This is a genomic window from Herbaspirillum sp. C9C3, assembly GCF_013359625.1.
GTDB lineage: Bacteria > Pseudomonadota > Gammaproteobacteria > Burkholderiales > Burkholderiaceae_D > Herbaspirillum.
In genome coordinates, this window is sequence record NZ_JABFMQ010000028.1 from 15,794 (window position 1) to 40,378 (window position 24,585).

Here is a 24,585-nt window from a genome sequence, read left to right on the forward strand (position 1 = left end):
GGAAGACGGGATACCCGCTTCGAACCGCGACGCGGGCCCATGCGAGCCCGCCAGACAGGGCTGGCGGGCGGCCTGTTCAGCTGCCGGACTTGTCCTTTTCCTTGGCCTGCACGTCGATGGCCGCGTCCTTCTTCTCTTCCTCGGCGCCCTTGACGCCATCCTTGAAGCCCTTGACTGCCTTGCCCAGGTCGGAACCCATGTTGCCGAGCTTCTTGGTGCCGAAGACCAGCATCACGATCACCAGAACAATCAGCCAATGCCAAATACTGAACGAACCCATTCTCTTCTCCTAAGCGGACATCCCTGCCCTGTGTACAAGTGAAACCTGCCAGCCCCCGGGCCGGCGAATCCTTATTGTTGCACGAACCGTACCCGCCAGGGATGCGGACCGCCGATCACGTGCATGTGCAGATGGTACACCTCCTGGCCGCCATCCGGTCCGGTGTTGATGATGGTCTTGAAACCGCCGCTGGGCTTGCCTTCGGCGTCCAGACCATAAGCACAGCCCTGCTCGGCCGCCAGGCGCGGTGCCAGCGCCAGCATCTTGCCCAGCAGGGCGGCATGCTGTTCACCGCAATCGGCCAGGGTCGCCACATGCTGGCGCGGCACGATCAGGAAATGCACCGGTGCAGCCGGATTGATATCGTGGAAGGCGATCAGGTCCTCGTCCTCGTAGATCTTCTTCGAGGGGATCTGGCCCGCCGCAATCTTGCAGAAAATACAATTATCCAACGCCGTACTCCTGGGAAACAAGGGGAATGGAAAAGAACGCCAACCGGTCAGGTCAGTCCTTGCGGGCCGCCTTTTCTTCCAGGCCGGAGAGGCCTTCGCGCCGCGCCAGTTCGTTGAGCACATCCTGCGGGCTCAGCTCGAACTGCGCCAGCAGGACCATGGAATGGAACCACAGGTCGGCGCACTCGTAGAGCACCTTGGACTTGTCGCCCGAGACGCGGGCATCCTTGGCGGCCATCACGGTTTCGGTGGCTTCCTCGCCGATCTTCTTGAGGATGGCGTCATCCCCCTTGGAGAACAGCTTGGCGACGTAGGATTTCTCGGGATTGCCGCCGTTGGCCAGCTTGCGCGACTCGATGACTTCGGCCAGTCGCTTCAGGGTTTCACTCATGATGGGGTCTTGTCACTATCCACGGGCTTGGGGATGGTCTTGCGCACGCGCTTGGGCTTGGCGACCGGTGCGGCCGCTGCGGCGACCGGAGCACCGCCGGCACCCGGCTGCAGATCCTTCAGGACCGGCTCGACCGTGACCCATTCGCCGCTGTCGGCGCTACCCTCGAACTTCTGGAAGAAGCAGGAATGGCGGCCGGTATGGCAGGCAATGCCGGCCACCTGCTCGACCTTGAGCAGCACCACGTCTTCATCGCAGTCCAGGCGGATTTCGTGCACTTTCTGGAAATGACCCGATTCTTCACCTTTGTGCCACAGCTTCTTGCGCGAGCGGCTCCAGTAGACCGCCTGGCCGATCTCCACGGTGCGCGCCAGCGCCTCGCGGTTCATCCAGGCGAACATCAGCACGTCATTGGAGCCGACTTCCTGGGCGATCACCGGCACCAGGCCGACTTCGTCCCATTTGACCTTGTTGAGCCATTTGGCGCTGATGCTCATGCCAGCCTCATGGAAATGTTCTGATCGGCCATGAAGCGCTTGGCTTCCTGCACGGTGTGCTGGCCATAGTGGAAGATGCTGGCGGCCAGCACCGCATCGGCCTTGCCCTTGGTGATGCCGTCGGCCAGGTCCTGCAGGCCACCCACGCCACCCGAAGCAATCACGGGAATGCTGACCGCTTCCGAGACCGCGCGGGTCAGATCGAGATCGAAACCGCTCTTGGTACCGTCACGATCCATGCTGGTCAGCAGGATCTCGCCCGCACCCAGTTGCGCCATCTTGCGTGCCCAGTCGACGGCATCCAGGCCGGTGGCCTTGCGCCCGCCGTGGGTGTAGACCTCCCACCTGCCGTCACCGGCGCGCTTGGCATCGATGGCCACCACGATACATTGCGAGCCGTACTTGTTGGCCGCATCGGCCACCAGTTGCGGATTGGTCACGGCCGAGGTGTTGATGCCCACCTTGTCGGCACCGGCATTGAGCAGGCGGCGCACATCTTCCACCGCGCGCACGCCACCGCCCACCGTCAGGGGGATGAAGACCTGCGAGGCCACGGCTTCGATGATGTCCAGGATCAGGTCGCGGCCATCGGAGGAGGCGGTGATGTCGAGGAAGGTCAGCTCATCGGCGCCCTGCTCGTCATAACGACGGGCGATCTCGACCGGATCGCCGGCATCGCGCAGCTCCAGGAAGTTGACGCCCTTGACCACGCGACCTGCGGTCACGTCCAGGCAAGGGATGATGCGTTTAGCAAGGGCCATGTTATTTGCTGCCGGACAGGCGGTTGGCTTCCAGTTCGCGCGTCAGCTCATCCGCACGATCCTGGCCGCTGCGCAGGTCCAGCGTCCCTTCATAGATGGAACGGCCGCAGATGACGGCTTCGATGCCTTCATCCTCGACCCGGCACAGCGCCTCGACGTCGCCCACGTTGTGGACGCCGCCCGAAGCGATGATGGGAATGGTCACGGCCTGCGCCAGGCGCACCGTAGCCTCGATGTTGACGCCGCCCATCATGCCGTCGCGGCCGATGTCGGTGTAGACGATGGCTTCGCAGCCATAGCCTTCGAACTTCTGCGCCAGGTCCACCACTTCGTGGCCGGACAGCTTGCTCCAGCCATCGGTGGCAACCTTGCCGTCCTTGGCATCCAGACCCACGATGATCTGGCCGGGGAAGGCGCTGCAGGCGTCATGCAGGAAACCGGGATTCTTCACCGCGGCGGTGCCGATGATGATGTAGGAGAGGCCATCGTCCAGATAGCGCTCGATGGTGTCCAGGTCGCGGATGCCGCCACCCAGTTGCACCGGGATTTCCTCGACCTCGTTTTCCTCGGCGAAGCGGGCGACCACCTGCAGAATGGACTTCACGGCCGCCTCGTTCTTGGGCTTGCCGGCGAAGGCGCCGTTCAGGTCCACCAGGTGCAGGCGGCGCGCGCCCTGCTTGAGCCAGTGCAGGGCCATTTCCGCCGGATCTTCGGAGAAAACGGTGGCTTGTTCCATATCACCTTGTTTGAGGCGTACGCAATGACCGTCTTTCAGGTCGATGGCGGGTATGAGCAGCATGGCTAGGGGATGACTAGTCAGTAAAAAAGAAGGGTTGGCGACGCTCTGCGGCGAAGTTCTTGCCGGAAAGGCAAAAAATCAAGGTTTCCAGTGTACGAAATTCCGATACAGCTGCAAACCCGCCGAAGCACTTTTTTCCGGATGGAACTGGGTTGCAAAGATATTATCGCGGGCCACGGCACAGGCGAAGTCACGGCCATAGGGAGTTTGGCCAACGATCTGCGACGTTTCGGCCGGGACGGCGTAATAGCTGTGGACAAAATAGAAGAAGGCATTATCTGCGATCCCTTCCCACAAGGGGTGGGCGCCGGTCTGGTGCACATGGTTCCAGCCCATCTGCGGCACCTTGAACAGCGATCCATCGTCCTGGCGCACGCCTTCGAGCTCGAAGCGCACCACCTTGCCGGGCAGCAGGCCCAGGCCGGGGGTGTCGCCTTCTTCACTCCAGTCGAACAGCATCTGCTCGCCCACGCACACGCCGAACAGCGGCTTGGTGCGGGAGGCTTCGAGCACGGCATCCTGCACGCCGGATTCGCGCAGGCTGCGCATGCAATCGGGCATGGCGCCCTGGCCGGGCAGGACCACGCGGTCGGCGGCGCGGATATCGGCGACCTCGCCGGAGATGCGCACGTCGGCTTCAGGCGCGACATGGCGCAGCGCCTGCGCCACCGAGCGCAGGTTGCCCATGCCGTAATCGACTACAACAATTTTATTCATGGCGACATTGAACGGTGCTCACGCACCGGGAAACCCAGATGATGTTTAGCGATACCCTGCGATTTACAGGCTGCCCTTGGTGGACGGAATCGTACCAGCAGCGCGCGCATCGAGTTCGACGGCCATGCGCAGCGCGCGGCCGAAGGCCTTGAACACGGTCTCGGCCTGGTGGTGGGCATTCACGCCACGCAGGTTGTCCACGTGCAGGGTCACCTGCGCATGGTTGACGAAACCATGGAAGAACTCGCTGGTCAGGTCCACATCGAAGGAACCGATCATCGAGCGGGTAAAGGGAATGTGGTATTCCAGGCCGGGACGGCCGGAGAAGTCGATCACCACGCGCGAGAGGGCTTCATCCAGCGGCACGTAGGCATGGCCGTAGCGGCGGATGCCCTTCTTGTCGCCGATGGCCTTGGCAAACGCCATGCCCAGGGTGATGCCCACGTCTTCCACCGTATGGTGCGCGTCGATATGCAGGTCGCCCTTGGCGTGGATGTCCAGGTCGATCAGGCCGTGGCGGGCGATCTGGTCCAGCATGTGATCCAGGAAGGGGACGCCGGTATCCAGCTTCTGCTGGCCGGTGCCATCCAGGTTGATCGCAACGCGGATCTGCGTCTCGTTGGTGTTGCGGACGACTTCCGCGGTTCTCGGTGTAGACATGGTTGGGGTCAGACGGTGTTCTATCGTTGGGTAATGCTTGATGCCGGCTTGCCTGTGCGGGAGCCTGAATCCTTCAGTGCTCTCGCAGTGCTTCTTTCAGGGCCGTCAGAAAAATGCGGTTTTCTTCATCTGAACTGACGGTAATACGCAAACAGTTTCGCAGCAATACGTGCATTCTACCGGCATTTTTGACAAGTACCCTGCGCGCCAGCAATGCAGCGCTGACTTTATCGGCATCCGGGACGCGGATCAGGATGAAATTGGCCGCCGAGGCAAACACCTCCACCCCTTCCAGCGCCGCCAGCCGCGCTGCCAGTGCGCCGCGCGCCTCACGCAGTTGTGCCGCCTGCGCCTCCAGCACCGGCAGGTGCTCCAGCACCAACAGCGCCGCCGCCTCGGTCAGCACGTTGACGTTGTAGGGCGGGCGCACCTTGTCCAATTCACGCAACAGGGCCGGGGCCGCCGACAGGTAGCCCAGGCGGATGCCTGCCAGGCCCAGCTTGGAGACGGTGCGCATGACGATCAGGTTGTTGTGCTGCGGCAATGCGGGCATCAGCGTCGAGGCGGCAAAGGGTTGATAGGCTTCGTCCACCACCACCAGGCCGTAGGGCGCGGCGGCTTCGATGATGCGCAACACCTCGGCCATCGGATAGAGCGTGCCGGTCGGATTGTTGGGATAGCCCAGCCAGGTGATGACGGGCTTGTGTTGCTCGATGGCGGCCAGCATGGCCGGCAAGTCCAGTGTCAGGTCCGCGCGTAGCGGCACGCCTACGTAGTCCAGGCCAGCCATCTTGGCCGAGATGCCGTACATGACGAAACCCGGCTCCGGCGCAAGGACGGTACGCCCCGGCATGGCACAGGCCACGCAGAGCATGGTGATGAGCTCATCCGAGCCATTGCCCAGCAGGACGTCATATCCCTCCGGCACACCCAGCTGTGCGCAGATCGCCGCCTTCAGGCGCGTATAGGACGGCACCGGATAACGGTTCAACGCCAGTGCCGCCAGTCGCTGCGCCAGTTCGTCACGCAAGGCCGGCGGCAGCAGGTAGGGATTTTCCATGGCATCGAGCTTGACCATCCCTTCGGCCGAGGGCACGTGATAGGACTGCCAACCGCGCACCAGCGGGCGGATCACGTTGGCCACCAGGTCGTCCACGGTCTCAGGCTTGGAGGGATTCATCATCTAGGCTCGCAGGCGCCGGCGCATCGAGAGCGTCGAGACGCTGGCGGATCAGTTCGCAATAATCGGGATTGAGTTCAAAGCCGGTGAAGTGGCGCCCGCAACGGCGTGCTGCCACGGCCGTGGTGCCGCTGCCCATGAAGGGATCGAGCACCACGCCGCCGGGCGGGCATGATGCCTTGACCATGCGTTCCACCACTTCCAGCGGCTTTTGGGTGGGATGGTCAGCGCGCTCCTTGTGCTCGCGGTGCAATCGCGAGACGCTCCACACATCCTTGGGGTTGTAGCCCATTTCCAGCCACTTGGCCCCGACGAAGATGGAGCGTGAACGCGCCTTCTTGGTCTGGGCATCGTAGGGAATGCGGATGGCATCGAGATCAAAGAAATAATCCTTGGCCCGCGCGAAGAAACCGATGGTGTCATGCACCGACGAATAACGCCGGGTGCTGCCGCCCATGGAGGGCACGCGACGATCCCAGATGATCTCGTTGATCATGGTCATGCGCTGCTTCAACATCACGAAGATCTCCGGCGAATTGCGCCAGGTCAGGAAGATGTAGAGGCTGCCATTGGGCTTCAGCTTGGGCAGCGCGGCATCGACCCACTGCTCGGTCCAGGCCAGGTAAGCGGCGGTATCGAGCTTGTCGGAATCATTGCCGTAATCCTTGCCCAGTCCGTAGGGAGGATCGGCGATCATCAGATCGACGCTGCCATCGGGAACCCGCGCCAGGCCGGCAGCGACCGAGAGCGCATCCTCGCAAAATACGCGGTCCAGCCAGCCGGCGCCTGCAAGGGAGTCGGTGGCGGAGGTCATCATCTCACTTCTTGAGCCGCAATTCGGCCGAGCGGGCGTGGGCCTGCAGACCCTCGCCATAAGCCAGTTCAGCGGCAATCCTGCCCAGCGTCTGCGCGCCCTCTTCCGACACGCGGATGATGCTGGAACGCTTCTGGAAGTCATACACGCCCAGCGGCGAGGAGAAACGCGCCGTGCGCGAAGTCGGCAGCACGTGATTGGGACCGGCGCAATAATCACCCAGCGATTCGGACGAGAAACGGCCCAGGAACATGGCCCCGGCGTGACGGATCTGGTCGGCCCACTGCTGCGGTTCCTGCGCGGAAATCTCCAGGTGCTCGGCGGCGATCATGTTGGCGATCTCGCAGGCTTCCTCCATGTCGCGCACCTTGACCAGGGCGCCACGGTCGGTCAGGGAAGTACGGATCACGTCCTTGCGCGGCATATCTTCCAGCAGGCGATTGATCGAGGCTTCGACTTTGGCGATGTAGTCCGCATCCGGGCACAGCAGGATGGATTGCGCCAGTTCATCGTGCTCGGCTTGCGAGAACAGGTCCATGGCGATCCAGTCCGGATCGGTGGCACCGTCACAGATGACCAGAATCTCGGAGGGACCGGCGATCATGTCGATGCCCACCACGCCGAACACGCGGCGCTTGGCAGCAGCGACGTAGGCATTGCCCGGACCGACGATCTTGTCCACCTGCGGGATGGTGGCGGTGCCATAGGCCAGCGCGCCCACGGCTTGCGCACCACCGATGGTGAAGACGCGATCCACGCCGGCAATGGCGGCGGCGGCCAGCACCAGTTCATTCTTTACGCCATCCGGAGTCGGCACCACCATGATGACTTCCTGCACACCGGCCACCTTGGCCGGAATCGCATTCATCAGCACCGATGACGGATAAGCTGCCTTGCCGCCCGGCACGTAGATACCCACGCGATCCAGCGGCGTGACCTTCTGGCCCAGTTCGGTACCATCGGCTTCGCGATAGAGGAAACCATCGGAGCCGCATTCCTTCTTCTGGCGCTCATGATAGGCGCGCACGCGGTCGGCGGCGGTCTGCAGCGCATGGCGGCGTGCCTCGGGCAACCCGGCCAGTGCAGCTTGCAGCGCATCCTTGCCGATCTCCAGAGCGGCCACGGAAATGGCCTGCAGGCGGTCGAAACGCTGGGTATATTCCAGCACGGCGGCGTCACCGCGCGCCTTCACGTCGGCCAGGATGGTGGCCGCAGCGCGGTCGATGGCTTCGTCCTCGCTGGCTTCGAAGGCCAGCACGGCCGACAGCTTGTCACGGAAGCCGGCATCGGCGGAATCGAGTTTTCGGATGGCAATGCTCATGGTCTCACCTGCTCTGCGAGGATGTCTGGGGTCGTGGGAATTACTTGGCCTTGGAAGCCTTCTCGAAGGCATCGAGAATCGGCTGCAGGCGCTCGCGCTTCAACTTCAGCGCGGCCTGGTTCACCACCAGGCGCGAGGAGATGTCGATGATGTGCTCGACTTCCACCAGCTTGTTGGCGCGCAGCGTACCGCCAGTGCTGACCAGATCGACGATGGCATCCGACAGGCCCACCAGCGGGCCCAGTTCCATCGAGCCATACAGCTTGATCAGGTCGACGTGCACACCCTTGGCAGCGAAGTGCTCGCGCGCGGTATTGACGTACTTGGTGACCACGCGCAGACGCGCACCCTGGCGCACCGCGCTGGCGTAATCGAACCCTTCCTGCACCGCCACGGACAGGCGGCACTTGGCGATGTTCAGGTCGATGGGCTGGTACAGGCCTTCGCCACCATGTTCCATCAGCACGTCCTTGCCGGCCACGCCGAAATCGGCCGCGCCGTATTGCACGTAGGTCGGCACGTCCGAAGCGCGCACGATGATCACGCGCACGTCGGGGTCATTGGTCGGCAGGATCAGCTTGCGCGAGGATTCCGGATCCTCGGCCACGGTGATGCCGGCGGCTTTGAGCAGCGGCAGGGTCTCTTCGAAAATACGGCCCTTGGAGAGCGCCAGCGTCAGTTGTTGGGTCATGATGGTGTACTTTTTGTGGAATCCGTCAAACTTGCTTGATGCGCTCGATATCGGCGCCGATGGCCGACAGCTTGGCTTCCATGCGGTCATAGCCGCGGTCGAGGTGATAAATGCGCTCCACCACCGTCTCGCCCTGCGCCGCCAGGCCGGCGATGACCAGCGAGGCCGAGGCGCGCAGGTCGGTCGCCATCACGGGGGCCCCGAGGAATTTCTCGACCCCGGTGACGATGGCGGTATTGCCTTCCACATCGATGGCCGCGCCCAGGCGATTCAATTCCTGCACGTGCATGAAACGGTTCTCGAAGATGGTCTCGGTAACGTGGCTGGTGCCTTCGGCCAGGCAGTTCAAGGCCATGAACTGCGCCTGCATGTCGGTCGGGAAGCCCGGATATTCAGTCGTACGGAAGCTCACCGCCTTGGGACGGCGCGCCATCTGGATACGGATCCAGTCCTCGCCCGAAGTGAGGATGGCACCGGCTTCGCGCAGCTTGTCCAGCGCAGCATCGAGCAGGCCGGCACGGGTACGGTGCAGGGTAACGTCGCCACCGGTGGCCGCAACGGCGCACAGGAAGGTGCCGGTCTCGATGCGGTCGGCGATGACCTCATGCTCGGCACCGTGCAGCTTATCCACACCCTGGATCACCAGGCGATCCGTGCCGATGCCCTCGATCTTCGCGCCCATCTTCACCAACAGATTGGCCAGGTCACCCACTTCAGGTTCGCGCGCAGCGTTTTCCAGCACGGTCTCGCCATCGGCCAGGGCGGCAGCCATCAAGAGGTTCTCGGTGCCGGTCACGGTGATCATGTCGGTGACGATGCGCGCCCCTTTCAGGCGCTTGGCCTTGGCATGGATGTATCCGGCCTCGATATGAATTTCCGCGCCCATCGCCTGCAGTCCCTTGATGTGCTGGTCGACCGGACGTGAACCAATGGCACAACCGCCGGGCAGCGACACCTTGGCCTGGCCAAAGCGCGCCAGCAAGGGGCCCAGCACCAGGATCGAGGCACGCATGGTCTTGACCAGCTCATAGGGCGCTTCGGGGCGGGTGATGTCATTGCCGTTCAAGACCAGCCGCTCGCCGTTCTCGCGTACGCGCAAGCCCATCTGCGTCATCAGCCTGGTGATGGTGGAGACATCCTGCAGGTGGGGCACATTGGAAAGCACCAGGTCGCCATCGGTCAGCAGGCCCGCGCACAAGATAGGCAGCGCGGCATTCTTGGCACCGGAAATGGTGAGGTCACCGGAGAGGCGCTTGCCGCCACGGATCAAAAGCTTGTCCATCGTGTTGCCTTATTTCTGGAATTCTTCGGGAGTCAGGGTCTTCATCGACAGCGCGTGAATTTCTTCGCGCATGCGGTCACCCAGCGCGGCATAGACCAGCTGGTGACGCTGGATCAGGCGCTTGCCGGCAAACGCCTCGGCGACGATAACGGCGGTGAAGTGCTGGCCATCGCCCTCCACTTCGAGGTGCTGGCACTCCAGGCCGGCGGCGATGTAGCTTTTGACGAGTTCAGGTGTGGGTAGCATGTTGAGGCTCTTCACGGGAATGAGGGAGATGGCGGGGCGCAGGGTGTTCAATGCGAACCTGCCCGCAGCTTGTAGCCGCTCTTGAGCATGCGCACGGCCAGGGTAGACAGCGCCACGAAGAACACGGCGACGATACCGAGGCTGGTCATGGGGGGAATGTCGGACTGGCCGAAGAAGCCATAACGAAAGCCGTCGATCATATAAAAAAACGGGTTGAAATGCGATACCGCCTGCCAGAACGGAGGCAGCGAGTGTATCGAATAGAACACGCCGGCCAGGAAGGTCAGCGGCACGATCAGGAAATTCTGGAACGCCGCCAGCTGGTCGAACTTCTCGGCCCAGATGCCCGCGATCAGCCCCATGGTGCCCAGGATGCCCGCTCCCAGCAGGGCGAACATCAGGATCCACAGCGGCGCCACGAAGTCCAGGTGGCCGAACCAGACGGTGACCACGAACACGCCCGCGCCCACCATCAGACCGCGCACCACGGCCGCCAGTACGTAGCCGCCAAACAGTTCCCAGTGCGACAGCGGCGTCAGCAATACGAACACCAGGTTGCCGGTGATCTTGGACTGGATCAGCGAAGAAGAGCTATTGGCAAAGGCATTCTGCAACACGCTCATCATCACCAGGCCCGGTACCAGGAAACCGGTGTAGTTCACGCCCGGATAAACCTGTACGCGATCCTGCAGTACGTGGCCGAAGATCAGCAGGTACAGCAGGGCCGTGACGATGGGCGCGGTGATGGTCTGGGTGGCCACCTTCCAGAAACGCAGGATTTCCTTGTAGAACAGGGTACGGAAACCAATCATTTTTCATCTCCCATGATCTGGATGAAGACGTCTTCCAGGTCGGCCTGCTGCAACTGCAGATCGTCGATCTCCGCGCCCGAGGCGCGCAGCGTGGCCAGGATGGGTTCGACTTCCTTGTAGTCCGTCACGCGCAGCGTGAATTTATTGCCCGACAACAGCTCTTCCGGATGGGTGACCAATGCCTTCAAGCCATCGGGCAGGCTGCCGCGCTTCAAGCGCAACAGCATCTGCGAACCGGAGATGCGGCGAATCAGGGCCTCGGTCGAATCCAGCGCCACCACACGGCCGAACTTCAACATGGCGATGCGATTGCACAAGGCCTGGGCTTCTTCCAGATAGTGCGTGGTCAGCACGATGGTATGCCCTTCGCGGTTCAGGCGTCCGATGAACTGCCACAGGGTCTGGCGCAATTCCACATCCACCCCGGCGGTCGGTTCGTCCAGCACGATCACGGGTGGCTTGTGCACCAGCGCCTGGGCCACCAGCACGCGCCGCTTCATGCCGCCGGACAGCGCGCGCATGTTGGTATCGGCCTTGTTGGTGAGGTCGAGGTTTTCCATGACCTCGTCGATCCACTTGTCGTTGTTGGTCAGGCCGAAATAGCCGGACTGCATGCGCAAGGTCTCGCGCACGGTGAAGAAGGGATCGAAGACCAGCTCCTGCGGCACCACGCCCAGGTTCATGCGGGCGCCGCGATAGTCGCTCACCACGTCATGCCCGTGAATGGTGACCGAGCCCGAATCGGCCCGGTTCAAGCCGGCAATGATGGAAATGAGCGTGGTCTTGCCGGCCCCGTTGGGACCGAGCAGACCGAAGAATTCACCTTCTTCGATCGCCAGGGATACGCCACCCAGCGCCTGCAGGGACTGGTAGCGCTTCTTGATGTCTGTGATTTGGAGAGCGGCCATTGCCTCGCCCGTTCAATACGTTACTTGCCAGAAAGAAATAAGGAGCCAGGAGTTCCACCGGGGAATCCGCTGTCCACCTCGCCCTGGCTGCGCCATGCTCTCCGCTGGGGAGGCAGGCTGTCGCAGCCATCTTGTCGTTGTGCCATGAAAAATAGCGCAGTGTTTCGGTGTTGCCGTCGGCATTGCCGACAGGCAGGAGATTGCCTGGGCGGAAAGCTTATCCGCGGCCAAGGCTGCCGACGCGCCTGCAAAACCTTCGATTATAGGGGAATTCGATATTCGGGGCCGCCCCGGACGGGCTTCCCGGCGTCCGGGAGCCCGGACGACTGGGGAGAGCGCGATCAGTGATGTCGATCAGTCGCGGAAGTCGGCGCGCTGGCGCCTTGCAGCAAGGCGGTCACACCGTAGAGGTCGGCCAGGCTTTGCAAATTGGCGGGCAAGACCCCGAACTCCAGTGCCGCACCACGACCGGCTGCAGCGCGCCGCCAGGCCAGCAGGGTCGCTACCGCCGAGGAATCGACCACGACCACCTCGCTGACGTCGATGCTGGCCTGGCCGGCGGCGATGGCCGACAGGCCCTGGCGCAACACCGAGCTGGCATTGGTGAAGGTCAACGAGGCGCCGGGCTTGAACATGATGCGCTCTTTCGGATCAGGGGTCAGTGGTCGAGGGTCGGTCAGCAGTGACGGAGATTACTTCTTGCCGCGCGCGGCCAGTTGCTGGTTCTTGTCCGTCAGGGCCTTGATCAGCCCGTCGATGCCGCCCTTGTTGATCTCGCTGGAGAAGGTACCGCGATAGGCTTCCACCAGCCAGGCGCCCAGCACGTTGACGTCATACAGCTTCCAGCCGTCGGCCTTCTTTTCCAGGCGATAGCTCAGCTGGATCGGCTCGCCACCGCGCGAGGAGATGACCTGCGAGTTCACTTCCACTTCGGTATCGGTCGGCGCAGCGCGCAGCGGCTTGAATTCGATCTTCTGGTCGCGCACCTGCGACAGCGCGCCGGCATAGGTGAACACCAGCAGGCTACGGAACTGGGTGATCAGCTGCTTTTGCTGCTCAGGCGTCGCCTGGCGCCAGTAGCGGCCGGCGGCCAGTTGGGTCATGCGCTCGAAATCCACGTAGGGCAGGATCTTCTGCTCCACCAGCTGCATGATGCGGGCGTTGTTGCCGGCCTGGATGTCCTTGTCGTTCCTGGCAGTATCCAGAACTTCGGAACTGATGCGCTTGACCAGCGCATCCGGGGCCTCCTGGGCCGATGCGGCGCCGGAGAAGGACAGCGCCGGAACGGCAAAGGCGGCGATGGCGAAAAGTTTGGTAAGCATCTTCATAAGTCGGTTTTCCATTCGAGTCGGCAGAAGGCGCCGGGGCTGCCCGGTGGCGTCGCGCTGTACGGCGCGCCGACGGCAGCTGGCGTTGTCCTTCGAAACCCGCCCGGGAGCGGGGTTCCCGCGCCGTCACAGTTCGGCACGGATGTTACAGATTGCCCTGAGGGGAGATCGCACGGAAAGCGCAGATTGGGCAGTTCGGCCACATTTCAAGACCAAAGCGCCCCTGCAGGCGCCCCGGAGGTTACACCCGCGAGGCGATCCGGGCCATCAGGGCTTGATGGTTTCTTCCTTCTGCTCACTGCCACCGGAGGCACCGTTGATCTGGCTCTGGCGGCGTTGCAGGTAGGCATCGCGCACGAAGTCATACTTGTCCAGTGCGGCATCTTCCAGCAGGGTCGAGGCATCCAGCAGTTGGGCGCGACGGTCGACGATGCGGACCACCGCACCGACATTGCGCCAGCGGGTCGGACGCTTGTAGGTCCACAGGTCGCCGTACAGGTCCACCGGCATGCCGGCGGTGTCGCGCAGCGTGGACGGGCCGAAGAACGGCAGCACCACGTAGGGACCGGAGCCGACGCCCCATTTGCCCAGGGTCTGGCCGAAATCGGACTTCTCACGCGGCAGACGCGCTTCGGTCGCCACGTCCAGCACGCCACCCAGACCAAAGGTCGTGTTGATGGCCACACGCATGAAGGTCGAGACCCCCTGCTCGATGCGGCCCTGCAGCAGCTGGTTGATGGACGACCAAACATCGCCGATGTTGCCGAAGAAGTTGCCCACGCCGCGCTGGACCGGCGTCGGCACCACGGTGTCGTAGGCTTGCGCAGCCGGCTTCAGGGCCACCTTATCGACCGTGTCGTTGAAGCTGAACATGGTGCGGTTGAAGCCTTCCAGCGGGTCCTTGGGATTGTTGCTGGTGCTGGCACAGCCGGTCAGGGCGGCGGCAGCAAGGGCGAAGGCGCCGAGGCGGCCTGCATAAGCGGTGCTGATGGTTTTTTTATTCATTTGATTCATTTGGAATCATCCTTTCCCTCTGCCGCCTTGCTGTACAGGAACTGACCGATCAGGTTTTCCAGCACGATCGCGGATTGTGTCATCTTAATCGTATCGCCCGCAGCCAGGTTAGCAGTATCGCCGCCCGGCTCGATGCCGATGTATTGTTCACCCAACAGGCCAGAGGTCAGGATCTTGGCCGAGCTGTCCTTGGGGAATTTGTAGCCCTCGTCCATGTTCAGCGTGACCACGGCACGGAAGGTCTGGTCATCGAAACGGATCGAGTCCACCCGGCCCACCACCACGCCGGCACTCTTGACGGCCGCACGCGACTTGAGGCCGCCGATGTTGTCAAAATTGGCCTTGAGGGCATAGGTCTTCTGGCCAAAGGACATCGAGCTCATGTTGCCCACCTTGAGCGCCAGGAACGCCAGTGCCGCCACACCGGCCAGCACGAAGATTCCCACCCAGGCATCCAGAGATTTACGTTGCATATTCAACCCTTTTTCTACCCTTTTATTCACATCATTGCGCCCTCACCGGGCGCCAGTCCAAGTACTGTGGCCGCTCAGCTGAACATCAGTGCAGTCAGCAGGAAATCCAGGCCCAGTACGGTGAGCGAGGCGATCACCACGGTCCGGGTGGTGGCGCGGGCCACGCCTTCGGGCGTAGGCTGGGCTTCATATCCCTGGAACAATGCCACGAAGGTCACGGCCACGCCGAAGACGATGCTCTTCAACACGCCATTGGCGATATCGTTCCACACATCCACCCCGCCCTGCATCTGCGACCAGAACGCGCCCTCATCCACACCGATGAGCAGCACGCCGACCACATAGCCCCCCAGCACACCGACGGCGCTGAAGATGGCCGCCAGCACCGGCATGGCGATCACGCCGGCCCAGAAACGGGGCGCCACCACGCGTTGCAGCGGGTTCACGGCCATCATTTCCATGGCCGACAACTGTTCACCGGCCTTCATCAGACCGATTTCGGCGGTCAGCGAGGTCCCGGCGCGCCCGGCGAAGAGCAGGGCCGTGACCACCGGGCCCAGCTCACGGGTCAGCGACAAGGCCACCAGCAGACCCAAGGCCTGCTCCGAGCCATATTTATTGAGCGTGTAATACCCCTGCAGACCCAGCACGAACCCCACGAACAGGCCCGACACCGTAATGATCACCAGCGAATAGTTGCCGATGAAGTGGATCTGGTCGGTAATCAAGCGCGGACGGCGCAGCAGGCCCAGCGAGGCCCCCAGCATGTTGATGAACATGCGCGCGGCAAAACCCACACCGACTGCGAACTCGCGCACGCTGCGGCCCAGACCGCCGAGCAGACGGACGATCATGCGCCACCTCCCAGGCCCAGGTCCTCGGCCAGCGAACGGCCCGGATAATGGAAGGGCACCGGACCATCGGCCTCGGCGTGGACAAATTGCTTCACATAGGGATCGGTGGATTCACGCATCTGTTGCGGCGTTCCCTGGGCCACGATCTTGCCGGCCGACAGGAAATACACATAGTCGGCAATGGCAAAGGATTCATTGACATCGTGCGACACCAGGATCGAGGTCGACCCCAGGGCATCGTTGAGGCGGCGAATCAGGTTGGCCGTCACGCCCATGGAAATCGGATCGAGCCCGGCGAAGGGTTCGTCGTACATGATCAGCGCCGGGTCCAGAGCGATGGCCCGTGCCAGCGCCACACGGCGCGCCATGCCGCCGGAGATCTCGGCCGGCTTGAGGGCGGCGGCATTGCGCAGGCCCACGGCATTCAACTTCATGAGAACCAGGTCGCGGATGAGCGTTTCATCCAGGTCGGTATGCTCGCGCAACGGGAAGGCCACGTTGTCGAACACCGTCATGTCGGTAAAGAGCGCGCCGTTCTGGAACAGCATGCCCATCTTGCGGCGCAGCACATACAACTGCCGGGTCGCCAGCGAGGGCACGTTCTCGCCATCCACTTCCACCCTGCCCTGCTGAGGCTGCAACTGCCCGCCGATCAGGCGCAGGATGGTGGTCTTGCCGGATCCGGAACCGCCCATCACCGCCACCACCTTGCCGCGCGGGAAGTCCATCTGCAAACCGGTCAGGATGGGCCGGTCGCCATAACGGAAATGCAGATCGCGGATTTCGACGATGTTGGGCACGGGAGGCAAGGGGATTCTTTGAGGATTTGGGAAAACCGACATTGTAGAGCAAATTTTACAAATCGCTTTCAAGAAGGCAATACAGCCTGTAAATCACGGGCGCTGAAAACGCCTGTTCTTTACAAGTTACTGGCATGTTCACTACAAATAGGTACACTTTCCGACAACCAACTAGATGACGGATGAGTCATTTAAATATTGCACCGGCAAAAAAATTCTTATTGCGTGGTACATCTGCAACGGAATGGTGCATTGCTGACAATTTCCGAGATGCGAATCAAGACTCGCATGTTACCAGTGATGGCCGGATACCACAGCGCGTACGTGCGCTTCGATGCTGCGTTGCAAAGCTGGGGCTTGGGGCGTGGGGCTTGCTACAATGTCGGTTTTGCTTTCGGAAGAATCTGTCATGAGCCTCAAATGCGGCATCGTGGGTCTGCCCAACGTCGGTAAATCCACTCTTTTCAATGCGCTGACCAAGGCGGGCATCGCCGCCGAGAACTATCCGTTCTGCACCATCGAGCCCAACGTCGGCATCGTGGAAGTGCCTGATCCGCGCCTGAAGGCGCTGGCGGAGATCGTCAAGCCCGAGCGCATCCTGCCGGCCACGGTGGAATTCGTGGACATTGCGGGCCTGGTGGCGGGTGCCTCCAAGGGTGAAGGTTTGGGCAACCAGTTCCTGTCGCACATTCGCGAGACCGATGCCATTGTCAACGTGGTGCGTTGCTTTGAAGACCCGAACGTGATCCACGTAGCCGGTCGCGTGAGCCCGCTGGACGATATCGCCGTGATCCAGACCGAACTGGCGCTGGCCGACATGGGCACGGTCGAGAAGGCCATCCACCGCGAACAGAAGAAGGCCCGTTCCGGCGACAAGGATGCGGCCAAGCTGGTGGCGCTGCTGGAGCGCATCATGCCGGCGCTGGACGAAGCCAAGCCGGTGCGCGCGCTGGGTCTGGATGCCGAAGAGATGCTGCTGATCAAGCCCTTGTGCCTGATCACGGCCAAGCCGGCGATGTATGTGGCCAACGTGTCCGACAGCGGTTTCACCGACAACCCGCTGCTGGACCAGCTGACCGCCTACGCCCAGGAACAGAACGCCCCCATCGTGGCCATCTGCGCGGCCATCGAAGCCGAGATCGCCGATCTCGACGACGCCGACAAGGCCGACTTCCTGGCCGACATGGGCATGGAAGAGCCGGGCCTGGACCGTCTGATCCGTGCGGCCTTCAAGCTGCTGGGCCTGCAGACCTACTTCACGGCGGGCGTCAAGGAAGTACGCGCCTGGACGGTGCCGGTGGGTGCTACCGGTCCGCAGGCGGCGGGCGTGATCCACACCGACTTCGAGCGCGGCTTCATCCGTGCGCAGACGATTGCCTTTGAGGACTTCATTGCCTTCAAGGGGGAGACCGGTGCCAAGGAAGCGGGCAAGATGCGCGCGGAAGGCAAGGAGTATGTGGTCAAGGATGGGGATGTGATGAATTTCTTGTTCAATGTCTGATTCAACTTGGCTGTTTCAAGCAATTTCATCACGTTGCAGAAATCGCCAAGAACTTAAATCCTCGTGAATACGGGGATTTTTTTTGCTGCCTTGGGTCAGGGAGCGTCCGCATTGGCGGCACGGGTGAAGCTCGCCAACAACACTTACAGGCGCCGGAGAATGACTCGCATACGGCGCCTTCCGTAAGGCTCAGTCGGGGTTTGCGCGGATGCAGAGGTCATACTGCTTGGACAGATGGGCATTGGCTTCGGCAACGAATGCCTCGGGCACGCTTTCTACAATGGACGATCGCCCCTGCTCCAGGGTAAATATGCCGAAATGGTCTGTTGAATCATTCATGAAATCGTAGATCAATAGATAATCCGTGTCCGCCGTATCCTTGTAGCGGCAAACGTTTCTCAAAAACGGAAGACTCACCAAGAGGGTATAGACGCTGTAGGAGAAATCAAGGCTGCTGAATTGCCAGATGCCGGTTGCGGAATCGTAGTTCGACATGGTCAGGCCATAGCACTGCGATGATGCGCACCAGCCTTCAAGCGATTCCTTGACCGTTCGATCTCCGCGCTCAACTTCGCTGTATTCATTGACAAGGGCCTGCGTGATCTGCGGGTCGTAGTTGCCCTTGGTGTTCAGCCATTCGACCCAATCGTCGAAATCCGACGGTCGGCCGCCGTCGCTTTCCAGGTAATCGGCATACGCCTGCGGGCTCAACTTGACACGCATATAAAATGAAGGTGTATCGGACATGGTCTTCCTTTAGAAAATGAGTGGACTACTTCATGGCTGATGCCGACACGCACAGGCATCTCAGTTGCAAGAGTGTTGATTTGCCCACAGCGTTAACCCTCTGCATTGAGGGGTCGCTGGCCTCGGCACGGATGTAACGGCAAACCGTGTTGCGGGAAATATCGGACCTGCCGGCGATTTCTCGAACGGAAATGCAGTCTCTGAAGTACCAACATCGAATAATTCCAGGTAGGGCCACGTCTATCACTCCGCTCTCCAGCGCGCCGTCATGAGCAGGATTGTGGTCTGAACATGGGGCAACTTGGAATGCAAATTTTCGGAGAAAGTGGGTCTGTTTTAAAACAAATAAACAGAGCCTTGTATAGCGCCCCCAAGATGCCGGCGGTCAATGAATGCCGAGTCTGGGCTGCGATCAAGCGCATGTGGATGATGGCTTCCCAGGAAGAAATTCTCTAAATTATTTCTGCCTCTCGCAGGCAAGCGCGGTAGACAATTCAACCAAAAGTGGTTCTCCGAACAGAAGAATCACTTTCTCACCTCCTCCCACTACTCAACTGCGGCGTCAAAAACGACTGCCTGAAATACTCCCGCACCGCCTCCATCGCCGGCGTAAATTTCACCCCCTTGCGCCAGGCCAGCCCCACATTCATGGCCGGCACGTGATCCATCAACAACACGGTCTCGATACGCAACCCCTCCAGCGACCACGGCCGATACACCAGGTCCGACAAAATCGCCACCCCCGACCCATTGGCCACCATGCTGCGCACCGCCTCGATGGAACTGGTGCGCATGATGATGTTGGGCTTGCGTCCGCTCTGGTTCCAGTAGCGCAGCGCGGTCTTGTCGGCCTCGTCCACCGTCAGCAGGATGAAGGGCTCATGGACCACCTCGGAGAGATTTACCACCGAGCGCTCCCCCAGCGGATGGCGCGCCGGTAGCCACAGCCGGCGCACCGAACCAAACAGCGTCTCGTAAGCGATCTCGCGATGGCGCAGGTTGGAAGTCAGCACCACCGCCATGTCGATGTCGCCCTCCACCAGACTCTGCTCGATCTCGGCACGCTCCTTCTCATGCACATGCAGCTTGATCCCCGGATAGGACTGCGACAACCGCTGCAAATGGTGCGGCAAGAAATATCCCAGCACCGTATAACTGGCCGCCACCCGCAAGCTGCCACTGGCGGTGTTGTCCGGTAAGGGGCTCTTCATCGCATCGTCCACGCTGCGCAGAATCGAATACGCATGATTCAAAAAATGCCGCCCGCTGTCGGTGAGGATCATCCCCTGCGGTGAGCGAATGAACAGCGGGGCGCCCAGCATGGCCTCCAGTTCCTGGATGGCGCTGGTGACCGAGGATTGCGAAATGTGCAGATGAATTGCCGCCTGCGAAATCTGTCCCACTTCCGCAGTAGCAACGAAATAACGAATCTGCCGGAGGGTGATGGCCATGTTTGATGCCCTTCATAAGCTATCGGATTTTTCGATATCAAGCCCTCTGATAATACATCTGTCCAATACCGTGGCCGATTTCTATACTCATTTTCACGCGCTGATTCCGGCAGCGCAGGAGACCACGAGATGAGAACAATCGATCTGAATTCGGACATGGGCGAAGGCTTCGGCCCCTGGACCATCGGCGATGGCGTCGATGCGGCCATCATGCCCCTGATCAGTTCAGCCAACATCGCCACAGGCTTCCATGCGGGCGATCCCAATACCATGCGGCGCACGGTGGAACAGGCGCGGCAAAACGGCGTGGCCATCGGTGCGCATCCGGGCTTCCGTGATCTGGTCGGCTTCGGCCGCCGTCACCTCAACGCCCCGGCCACCGAGCTGGTCAACGACATGCTCTACCAGCTCGGCGCCCTGCGCGAATTCGCCCGCCTCAACGGCATGACCTTGCAACACATCAAACCGCACGGCGCGCTCTACATGCACCTGGCCCGGGATGAAGAGGCCGCACGCGTCTTCGTGCAGACCCTGCGCCAGTTGGACCCGAACTTGCTTCTGTTCTGCATGCACGGCTCGGCCGTCTGGCGCGTGGCCCGGGAACTAGGACAATCCGTGGTCTGCGAGTTCTACGCCGACCGCGATTACGACAACAGCGGCTCCATCGTCTTCACCCGCCGGGTCGGTGCGCTCGATCCTGCGCAGGTGGCGGCCAAGGTGCTGCGGGCCTGCCGCGAAGGCGTGGTGCGCACGGTCGAAGGGCGCGATATTCCCATCGCCTTCGAATCCGTCTGTATCCACAGCGATACACCCGGTGCCCTCGCACTGGTGCAGGCCACGCGCAGGAGCCTCGAAGTCGCCGAAATAGCCATCGCCGCACCGCGCTGATCCATACCATTCATCACACGAAGGAGAAAAGTCATGGCAGTCCAAGAAGTGCACTCCCCTTTGCCCGGCACCTTCTATCGCCGGTCCAGCCCTGAGGCCCCACCCTATGCACAGGAAGGCGACCTCATCGAGGCCGGTGCCGTGATCGGCCTGATCGAAGTGATGAAACAATTTACGGAATTGCAGGCCGAGCACGGTGGCACGCTGCTGGCCTTCCACGTCGAGAACGGCGATCCGGTCGAACCCGGCCAGCTGGTCGCCGTGATCGAGACGGCAGGCTGAGGCGGCACCATGAGCACGTCCATCACCAAACTCCTGATCGCCAATCGCGGCGAGATCGCCGTGCGCATCCTGCGGGCCGCGCGAGCGCTGGGTATCCCGACCGTGGCCGCCTGCAGCGACGCCGATACCGATTCGATGGCCGCGCGCATGGCCGATGAAGTCCAGATCATCGGACCAGCCCGCGCCGACCGCAGTTATCTCAACGCAGATGCACTGCTGCAGGCCGCTCGCGCGACCGGTGCCAATGCCATCCATCCCGGCTATGGCTTTCTCTCCGAGAACGCCGCCTTCGCGCAAGCGGTCAGCGAGGCCGGGTTGATCTTCGTGGGACCGGATGCCGATACCATCCGCCGCATGGGCGACAAGGCCGAAGCGCGGCGTACTGCGGCCTCTGCCGGCGTGCCGGTGGTGCCGGGATCGCCGGGTGAACTCGATGATCTCCCCGCCGCCCTGGCCTGTGCAGAACAGGTCGGCTATCCCCTGCTGATCAAGGCCTCGGCTGGCGGCGGTGGTCGCGGCATCCGCATGGCGCGCGATGCTGCCGAACTGACGCGGGAATTCCCCATCGCACAAAGCGAAGCGCAGGCCGCGTTTGGATCAGGCGCGGTGTACCTGGAACGCTTCATCCGCAGCGCGCGCCACATCGAAGTGCAGATCCTGGGCGATGGCCAGCGCGCCGTACACCTGTTCGAACGCGAATGCTCGCTGCAACGGCGCCGCCAGAAGGTCTTCGAAGAAGCGCCCTCGCCCGCGCTCACGTCCGCACAGCGCCAAGCCCTCTGCGAGAGCGCGGTACGGCTGGCCGAACAGTTGCACTATCGCGGCGCCGGCACGCTGGAATATCTCTTCGATGACGAGAGCGGCGAGTTCTTCTTCATCGAGATGAATACGCGCATCCAGGTCGAGCATCCCGTCACCGAAATGATCACCGGCATCGATCTGGTGCAGGCCATGCTGCGCATCGCGGGCGGCGAGCCGCTCGGCTTGCGGCAATCCGACATCCGCATGCTGGGCGCAGCAGTGGAAATGCGCATCAACGCCGAAGACCCGGAACGCAATTTCTTCCCCTGCCCAGGCACCGTGACGGACCTGCACTGGCCGCAAGGCGAAGGCATCCGCGTGGAGAGCCATCTCTACGACGGCTATCGCATCCCGCCGTATTACGATTCGCTGCTGGCCAAACTGGTGGTGCATGGCAAGGACAGGGCGCAGGCCATCGAACGCGCCCAGGCGGCAGTCGCCGCCACGCGGATCAGCGGGATGGCCACCACCTTGCCACTGCATCAGTGGCTGCTGGCCGATGCGCGCGTGCAGGCGGCGCGCTTCAATACCGGCGCGCTGGAAACCTGGCTGGCCGAACGCGCAGCCGAGCGCACCGCGCAACTTCTGGAGGCCTGAGATGAACAGCCCACAATCCCAGCGCTGCGCGCCCATCCGCTACAGTATCGCCGGTGACGAACACCTCTTTGCGGAAGTGTCGGAATCGATGTCGCTGGAAGCCTTCTTCCGCGCCATGGCCATCACCCGCGCCGTGGAGCGGCTGGCGCTGCCCGGCGTACTGGATGTCTGCCTGGCCAATGCCTCCTTCCAGATCCGCTTCAATCCTGACCTGATCCATCCGCTGACCCTGCTGGAACAGGTCAAGGCGCTGGAAGCCAGCACTACCGCCGAGCGCCGCATCCAGACCCGCATCATCGAGGTGCCGGTGCTGTATGACGATCCCTGGACCAATGAAACCCAGGCGCGCTTCCGTGACCGCCACCAGGACCCGTCCTCCACCGACCTGCAATACGCGGCGCGCATCAATGGCTATGACGAGGTACAAGCCTTCATCGCGGCCCACAGCGGCACGCCCTGGTTCGTCTCCATGGTGGGTTTCGTGGCGGGGCTGCCCTTCATGTACCAGATGGTCGGGCAGGACAAGCAGTTGCAGGTGCCCAAGTACCTGCGTCCCCGTACCGACACGCCCAGGCTGACCCTCGGCCACGGCGGCTGCTTCGGCTGCATCTACTCGGTGCGCGGCGCTGGCGGTTACCAGATGTTCGGCGTCACGCCCGCGCCCATCTACGATCCGGCGCAGGGCCTGCCCTATCTGCAGGACTCGATGGTGTTCTTCCGTGCCGGTGACATCGTGCAGTTCAAGCCCATCGACCGTGCCGGGTATGACGCCGCCGTCGCGGCGGTCGAGGCCGGCCGCTTCGACCTGCGCATCCGCCCGGCCAGTTTCGATCTCGATGCCTTCCAGGCCGATCCGGCGGTCTGCATCCACGCTCTCAAGGAGGCTCTCCATGACGATTAAGGTGAAACAGCCCGGCCTGGCCACCACGGTGCAGGATGGCGGCCGCGAAGGTTACTACCACCTGGGCATCCCGCCCTCCGGTGCACTGGACCAGTACGCCCTGCGCAGCGCCAACCTGCTGGTGGGTAACCCCGCCACCAGCTCGGCCCTGGAATGCAGCCTCTTGGGGCCGCAACTGGAGTTCCAGTGCGATGCGCTGGTCGCCGTCACCGGCGCGCGCATGCAGCCGCGCCTCGATGGCAGCGACCGGCCACTCGATACCGCCTTCAAGGTGCGCAGCGGCCAGGTGCTCAGCTTCGACTACCCCAAGGCCGGCGCGCGCAGCTATCTCGCCATCGCCGGTGGCATCGACGTGCCGCTGGTACTGGAAAGCCGCGCCACCTATGCCCTGGGCGCACTCGGTGGATGGCATGGCCGCAAGCTGGCCAGGGACGACGAACTGCCGCTGGGGCGCGCGTCCGCACAGGCCGTCGAAGGGCGTGCCCTGCCGCTGTCGCTGGTGCCGGTGTTCGACCGCGAAGCCACGCTGCGCGTGGTGCCGGGGCTGTATATACATCGCCTCACCGATGACGCCGTGGAGCGTTTCTTTGCCGATACCTGGACCGTGGCCTCGGAAGCGGACCGCATCGGCTACCGCTTCAAGGGCGGCCAGCCCATGCAGTTCCGGCCGCGTGAACAGCCCTTCGGCGCCGGCTCGGATCCGTCCAACATCGTCGATGCCTGCTATCCCATCGGTTCGATCCAGATCCCTGGTGGCGTGGAGCCCATCGTGCTGTTGCGCGATGCCGTTTCCGGCGGCGGTTACGCCACCATCGGCACCGTCATCAGCGCCGACCTCGACCTGATCGGACAACTGCAACCCAACCACAAGGCGCAGTTCGTGCGCGTGACACTGGAGCAGGCGCTGGAGGCCCGGCGCCAGTACCAGCAGCGCTTCCAGCGCCTGGGCAGTCTCCTGACCGACTGAGACCGGCACAGCCGCGCATCCCTCCGTTTGATTCCCGCCCCGGGCCGACGTGCAGTCGCCGCCCCGGGATGGGAGCGACTTTGCCAGCGAGTTTTGCATACGCAATTCCGTTGGTATTTCGCTTCGGTTTTTTCGCTTTCGTTTTTCGCTCTCGCCTCTCATCCGCCTCA

General features: G+C 62.3%; 29 protein-coding genes and 1 pseudogene. 6 read left to right on the top strand and 24 right to left on the bottom strand.

Annotated elements, in window-relative coordinates:
- Positions 1-76: 76 nt before the first annotated feature.
- The 22 genes and pseudogenes from tatA to HNO82_RS19530 form a co-directional block, all read right to left on the bottom strand.
- On the bottom strand, positions 77-280 hold the full coding sequence (gene tatA, locus HNO82_RS19425; protein WP_008332431.1) for a Sec-independent protein translocase subunit TatA: 204 nt from the start codon (positions 278-280) through the stop codon (positions 77-79).
- A 71-nt stretch (positions 281-351) separates the two neighbouring features.
- Positions 352-732 (bottom strand): histidine triad nucleotide-binding protein, encoded by a 381-nt coding sequence (locus tag HNO82_RS19430; RefSeq protein ID WP_175344804.1) that lies wholly within the window; start codon positions 730-732, stop codon positions 352-354.
- A 52-nt stretch (positions 733-784) separates the two neighbouring features.
- Entirely contained in the window at positions 785-1,123 is a 339-nt protein-coding gene (locus HNO82_RS19435) for a phosphoribosyl-ATP diphosphatase (RefSeq protein ID WP_039783857.1), read from the bottom strand.
- Positions 1,124-1,236: 113 nt separating this feature from the next.
- A pseudogene (hisI, locus tag HNO82_RS19440) lies at positions 1,237-1,620 on the bottom strand (phosphoribosyl-AMP cyclohydrolase); the annotation flags it as partial.
- Complete coding sequence (gene hisF, locus HNO82_RS19445; protein ID WP_175344806.1) at positions 1,617-2,381, bottom strand: imidazole glycerol phosphate synthase subunit HisF; 765 nt, start codon at positions 2,379-2,381, stop codon at positions 1,617-1,619. The gene hisF and the pseudogene hisI, both read right to left, overlap by 4 nt.
- 1 nt (position 2,382) lies before the next feature.
- Positions 2,383-3,180 carry a 1-(5-phosphoribosyl)-5-[(5-phosphoribosylamino)methylideneamino]imidazole-4-carboxamide isomerase gene (gene hisA / locus HNO82_RS19450; protein WP_008332447.1) on the bottom strand — a complete coding sequence of 266 codons (798 nt, stop codon included), beginning with the start codon at positions 3,178-3,180 and terminating at the stop codon, positions 2,383-2,385.
- A gap of 78 nt (positions 3,181-3,258) precedes the next feature.
- Positions 3,259-3,897: an imidazole glycerol phosphate synthase subunit HisH gene (gene hisH, locus HNO82_RS19455; RefSeq protein WP_175344807.1), complete on the bottom strand. Its 639-nt coding sequence runs from the start codon at positions 3,895-3,897 to the stop codon at positions 3,259-3,261.
- A 63-nt stretch (positions 3,898-3,960) separates the two neighbouring features.
- Positions 3,961-4,557 (bottom strand): imidazoleglycerol-phosphate dehydratase HisB, encoded by a 597-nt coding sequence (hisB, locus tag HNO82_RS19460; RefSeq protein ID WP_008332457.1) that lies wholly within the window; start codon positions 4,555-4,557, stop codon positions 3,961-3,963.
- A 73-nt stretch (positions 4,558-4,630) separates the two neighbouring features.
- Positions 4,631-5,737 carry a histidinol-phosphate transaminase gene (gene hisC, locus HNO82_RS19465; RefSeq protein ID WP_175344825.1) on the bottom strand — a complete coding sequence of 369 codons (1,107 nt, stop codon included), beginning with the start codon at positions 5,735-5,737 and terminating at the stop codon, positions 4,631-4,633.
- On the bottom strand, positions 5,718-6,554 hold the full coding sequence (locus tag HNO82_RS19470; RefSeq protein WP_008332466.1) for a DNA-methyltransferase: 837 nt from the start codon (positions 6,552-6,554) through the stop codon (positions 5,718-5,720). Before HNO82_RS19470 ends, hisC begins: the two co-directional genes overlap by 20 nt.
- 1 nt (position 6,555) lies before the next feature.
- Entirely contained in the window at positions 6,556-7,872 is a 1,317-nt protein-coding gene (hisD, locus tag HNO82_RS19475) for a histidinol dehydrogenase (protein ID WP_175344808.1), read from the bottom strand.
- 40 nt (positions 7,873-7,912) lie between these two features.
- Positions 7,913-8,563, bottom strand: a complete 651-nt coding sequence (gene hisG / locus HNO82_RS19480) for an ATP phosphoribosyltransferase (protein ID WP_134223469.1) — start codon at positions 8,561-8,563, stop codon at positions 7,913-7,915.
- A gap of 25 nt (positions 8,564-8,588) precedes the next feature.
- Positions 8,589-9,845, bottom strand: coding sequence for a UDP-N-acetylglucosamine 1-carboxyvinyltransferase (murA, locus tag HNO82_RS19485; RefSeq protein ID WP_175344809.1), 1,257 nt, complete (start codon positions 9,843-9,845; stop codon positions 8,589-8,591).
- Between the two features lie 9 nt (positions 9,846-9,854).
- A complete protein-coding gene (locus tag HNO82_RS19490) occupies positions 9,855-10,091 on the bottom strand; it encodes a BolA family protein (protein WP_008332475.1) in 237 nt (78 codons plus the stop codon).
- Positions 10,092-10,138: 47 nt separating this feature from the next.
- The gene (locus HNO82_RS19495) at positions 10,139-10,903 is read right to left on the bottom strand and encodes an ABC transporter permease (protein WP_175344810.1); all 765 of its coding nucleotides are present in this window, start codon (positions 10,901-10,903) and stop codon (positions 10,139-10,141) included.
- Positions 10,900-11,811: an ABC transporter ATP-binding protein gene (locus HNO82_RS19500; RefSeq protein ID WP_008332478.1), complete on the bottom strand. Its 912-nt coding sequence runs from the start codon at positions 11,809-11,811 to the stop codon at positions 10,900-10,902. Before HNO82_RS19500 ends, HNO82_RS19495 begins: the two co-directional genes overlap by 4 nt.
- 341 nt (positions 11,812-12,152) lie before the next feature.
- Complete coding sequence (locus HNO82_RS19505) at positions 12,153-12,446, bottom strand: STAS domain-containing protein (RefSeq protein ID WP_008332479.1); 294 nt, start codon at positions 12,444-12,446, stop codon at positions 12,153-12,155.
- A 57-nt stretch (positions 12,447-12,503) separates the two neighbouring features.
- Positions 12,504-13,139, bottom strand: coding sequence for an MlaC/ttg2D family ABC transporter substrate-binding protein (locus HNO82_RS19510; RefSeq protein WP_008332480.1), 636 nt, complete (start codon positions 13,137-13,139; stop codon positions 12,504-12,506).
- 267 nt (positions 13,140-13,406) lie between these two features.
- Positions 13,407-14,144: an MlaA family lipoprotein gene (locus HNO82_RS19515; RefSeq protein ID WP_034351103.1), complete on the bottom strand. Its 738-nt coding sequence runs from the start codon at positions 14,142-14,144 to the stop codon at positions 13,407-13,409.
- A gap of 5 nt (positions 14,145-14,149) precedes the next feature.
- Positions 14,150-14,626: an outer membrane lipid asymmetry maintenance protein MlaD gene (gene mlaD / locus HNO82_RS19520; RefSeq protein WP_034351105.1), complete on the bottom strand. Its 477-nt coding sequence runs from the start codon at positions 14,624-14,626 to the stop codon at positions 14,150-14,152.
- A 74-nt stretch (positions 14,627-14,700) separates the two neighbouring features.
- A complete protein-coding gene (gene mlaE / locus HNO82_RS19525; protein ID WP_008332483.1) occupies positions 14,701-15,480 on the bottom strand; it encodes a lipid asymmetry maintenance ABC transporter permease subunit MlaE in 780 nt (259 codons plus the stop codon).
- Positions 15,477-16,280, bottom strand: a complete 804-nt coding sequence (locus HNO82_RS19530; protein WP_008332484.1) for an ABC transporter ATP-binding protein — start codon at positions 16,278-16,280, stop codon at positions 15,477-15,479. Before HNO82_RS19530 ends, mlaE begins: the two co-directional genes overlap by 4 nt.
- A 409-nt stretch (positions 16,281-16,689) precedes the next feature.
- Between HNO82_RS19530 and ychF the strand changes: the two genes are divergently transcribed.
- Positions 16,690-17,781, top strand: a complete 1,092-nt coding sequence (gene ychF / locus HNO82_RS19535) for a redox-regulated ATPase YchF (protein ID WP_008332485.1) — start codon at positions 16,690-16,692, stop codon at positions 17,779-17,781.
- 189 nt (positions 17,782-17,970) lie between these two features.
- Here ychF and HNO82_RS19540 read toward each other — a convergent pair whose 3' ends face one another.
- The gene (locus HNO82_RS19540) at positions 17,971-18,528 is read right to left on the bottom strand and encodes a hypothetical protein (protein ID WP_175344811.1); all 558 of its coding nucleotides are present in this window, start codon (positions 18,526-18,528) and stop codon (positions 17,971-17,973) included.
- A gap of 533 nt (positions 18,529-19,061) precedes the next feature.
- Entirely contained in the window at positions 19,062-19,979 is a 918-nt protein-coding gene (locus HNO82_RS19545) for a LysR family transcriptional regulator (protein ID WP_008332496.1), read from the bottom strand.
- A 129-nt stretch (positions 19,980-20,108) separates the two neighbouring features.
- On the opposite strand from HNO82_RS19545, the gene HNO82_RS19550 reads away from it, so the two are divergent.
- Genes HNO82_RS19550 through HNO82_RS19570 form a run of 5 tightly spaced genes read left to right on the top strand, consistent with a single transcriptional unit; the run spans position 20,109 to position 24,415 of the window.
- The gene (locus HNO82_RS19550; protein WP_175344812.1) at positions 20,109-20,867 is read left to right on the top strand and encodes a 5-oxoprolinase subunit PxpA; all 759 of its coding nucleotides are present in this window, start codon (positions 20,109-20,111) and stop codon (positions 20,865-20,867) included.
- A gap of 33 nt (positions 20,868-20,900) precedes the next feature.
- Positions 20,901-21,149, top strand: a complete 249-nt coding sequence (locus HNO82_RS19555) for an acetyl-CoA carboxylase (RefSeq protein WP_175344813.1) — start codon at positions 20,901-20,903, stop codon at positions 21,147-21,149.
- 9 nt (positions 21,150-21,158) lie between these two features.
- Positions 21,159-22,547 (top strand): acetyl-CoA carboxylase biotin carboxylase subunit, encoded by a 1,389-nt coding sequence (locus tag HNO82_RS19560; protein ID WP_175344814.1) that lies wholly within the window; start codon positions 21,159-21,161, stop codon positions 22,545-22,547.
- A gap of 1 nt (position 22,548) precedes the next feature.
- The gene (locus tag HNO82_RS19565) at positions 22,549-23,448 is read left to right on the top strand and encodes a 5-oxoprolinase subunit B family protein (RefSeq protein WP_175344815.1); all 900 of its coding nucleotides are present in this window, start codon (positions 22,549-22,551) and stop codon (positions 23,446-23,448) included.
- Positions 23,438-24,415 (top strand): 5-oxoprolinase subunit C family protein, encoded by a 978-nt coding sequence (locus tag HNO82_RS19570; protein WP_175344816.1) that lies wholly within the window; start codon positions 23,438-23,440, stop codon positions 24,413-24,415. Before HNO82_RS19565 ends, HNO82_RS19570 begins: the two co-directional genes overlap by 11 nt.
- The last annotated feature ends 170 nt before the right edge of the window (positions 24,416-24,585 follow it).

Coding starts and splice junctions, on each gene's coding strand:
- tatA (WP_008332431.1), bottom strand. CDS start 280: ATGGGTTCGTTCAGTATTTGGCATTGGCTGATTGTTCTGGTGATCGTG.
- HNO82_RS19435 (WP_039783857.1), bottom strand. CDS start 1,123: ATGAGTGAAACCCTGAAGCGACTGGCCGAAGTCATCGAGTCGCGCAAG.
- hisF (WP_175344806.1), bottom strand. CDS start 2,381: ATGGCCCTTGCTAAACGCATCATCCCTTGCCTGGACGTGACCGCAGGT.
- hisA (WP_008332447.1), bottom strand. CDS start 3,180: ATGCTGCTCATACCCGCCATCGACCTGAAAGACGGTCATTGCGTACGC.
- hisH (WP_175344807.1), bottom strand. CDS start 3,897: ATGAATAAAATTGTTGTAGTCGATTACGGCATGGGCAACCTGCGCTCG.
- hisB (WP_008332457.1), bottom strand. CDS start 4,557: ATGTCTACACCGAGAACCGCGGAAGTCGTCCGCAACACCAACGAGACG.
- hisC (WP_175344825.1), bottom strand. CDS start 5,737: ATGAATCCCTCCAAGCCTGAGACCGTGGACGACCTGGTGGCCAACGTG.
- HNO82_RS19470 (WP_008332466.1), bottom strand. CDS start 6,554: ATGATGACCTCCGCCACCGACTCCCTTGCAGGCGCCGGCTGGCTGGAC.
- hisD (WP_175344808.1), bottom strand. CDS start 7,872: ATGAGCATTGCCATCCGAAAACTCGATTCCGCCGATGCCGGCTTCCGT.
- hisG (WP_134223469.1), bottom strand. CDS start 8,563: ATGACCCAACAACTGACGCTGGCGCTCTCCAAGGGCCGTATTTTCGAA.
- murA (WP_175344809.1), bottom strand. CDS start 9,845: ATGGACAAGCTTTTGATCCGTGGCGGCAAGCGCCTCTCCGGTGACCTC.
- HNO82_RS19490 (WP_008332475.1), bottom strand. CDS start 10,091: ATGCTACCCACACCTGAACTCGTCAAAAGCTACATCGCCGCCGGCCTG.
- HNO82_RS19495 (WP_175344810.1), bottom strand. CDS start 10,903: ATGATTGGTTTCCGTACCCTGTTCTACAAGGAAATCCTGCGTTTCTGG.
- HNO82_RS19500 (WP_008332478.1), bottom strand. CDS start 11,811: ATGGCCGCTCTCCAAATCACAGACATCAAGAAGCGCTACCAGTCCCTG.
- HNO82_RS19505 (WP_008332479.1), bottom strand. CDS start 12,446: ATGTTCAAGCCCGGCGCCTCGTTGACCTTCACCAATGCCAGCTCGGTG.
- HNO82_RS19510 (WP_008332480.1), bottom strand. CDS start 13,139: ATGAAGATGCTTACCAAACTTTTCGCCATCGCCGCCTTTGCCGTTCCG.
- HNO82_RS19515 (WP_034351103.1), bottom strand. CDS start 14,144: ATGAATAAAAAAACCATCAGCACCGCTTATGCAGGCCGCCTCGGCGCC.
- mlaD (WP_034351105.1), bottom strand. CDS start 14,626: ATGCAACGTAAATCTCTGGATGCCTGGGTGGGAATCTTCGTGCTGGCC.
- mlaE (WP_008332483.1), bottom strand. CDS start 15,480: ATGATCGTCCGTCTGCTCGGCGGTCTGGGCCGCAGCGTGCGCGAGTTC.
- ychF (WP_008332485.1), top strand. CDS start 16,690: ATGAGCCTCAAATGCGGCATCGTGGGTCTGCCCAACGTCGGTAAATCC.
- HNO82_RS19540 (WP_175344811.1), bottom strand. CDS start 18,528: ATGTCCGATACACCTTCATTTTATATGCGTGTCAAGTTGAGCCCGCAG.
- HNO82_RS19545 (WP_008332496.1), bottom strand. CDS start 19,979: ATGGCCATCACCCTCCGGCAGATTCGTTATTTCGTTGCTACTGCGGAA.
- HNO82_RS19550 (WP_175344812.1), top strand. CDS start 20,109: ATGAGAACAATCGATCTGAATTCGGACATGGGCGAAGGCTTCGGCCCC.
- HNO82_RS19555 (WP_175344813.1), top strand. CDS start 20,901: ATGGCAGTCCAAGAAGTGCACTCCCCTTTGCCCGGCACCTTCTATCGC.
- HNO82_RS19560 (WP_175344814.1), top strand. CDS start 21,159: ATGAGCACGTCCATCACCAAACTCCTGATCGCCAATCGCGGCGAGATC.
- HNO82_RS19565 (WP_175344815.1), top strand. CDS start 22,549: ATGAACAGCCCACAATCCCAGCGCTGCGCGCCCATCCGCTACAGTATC.
- HNO82_RS19570 (WP_175344816.1), top strand. CDS start 23,438: ATGACGATTAAGGTGAAACAGCCCGGCCTGGCCACCACGGTGCAGGAT.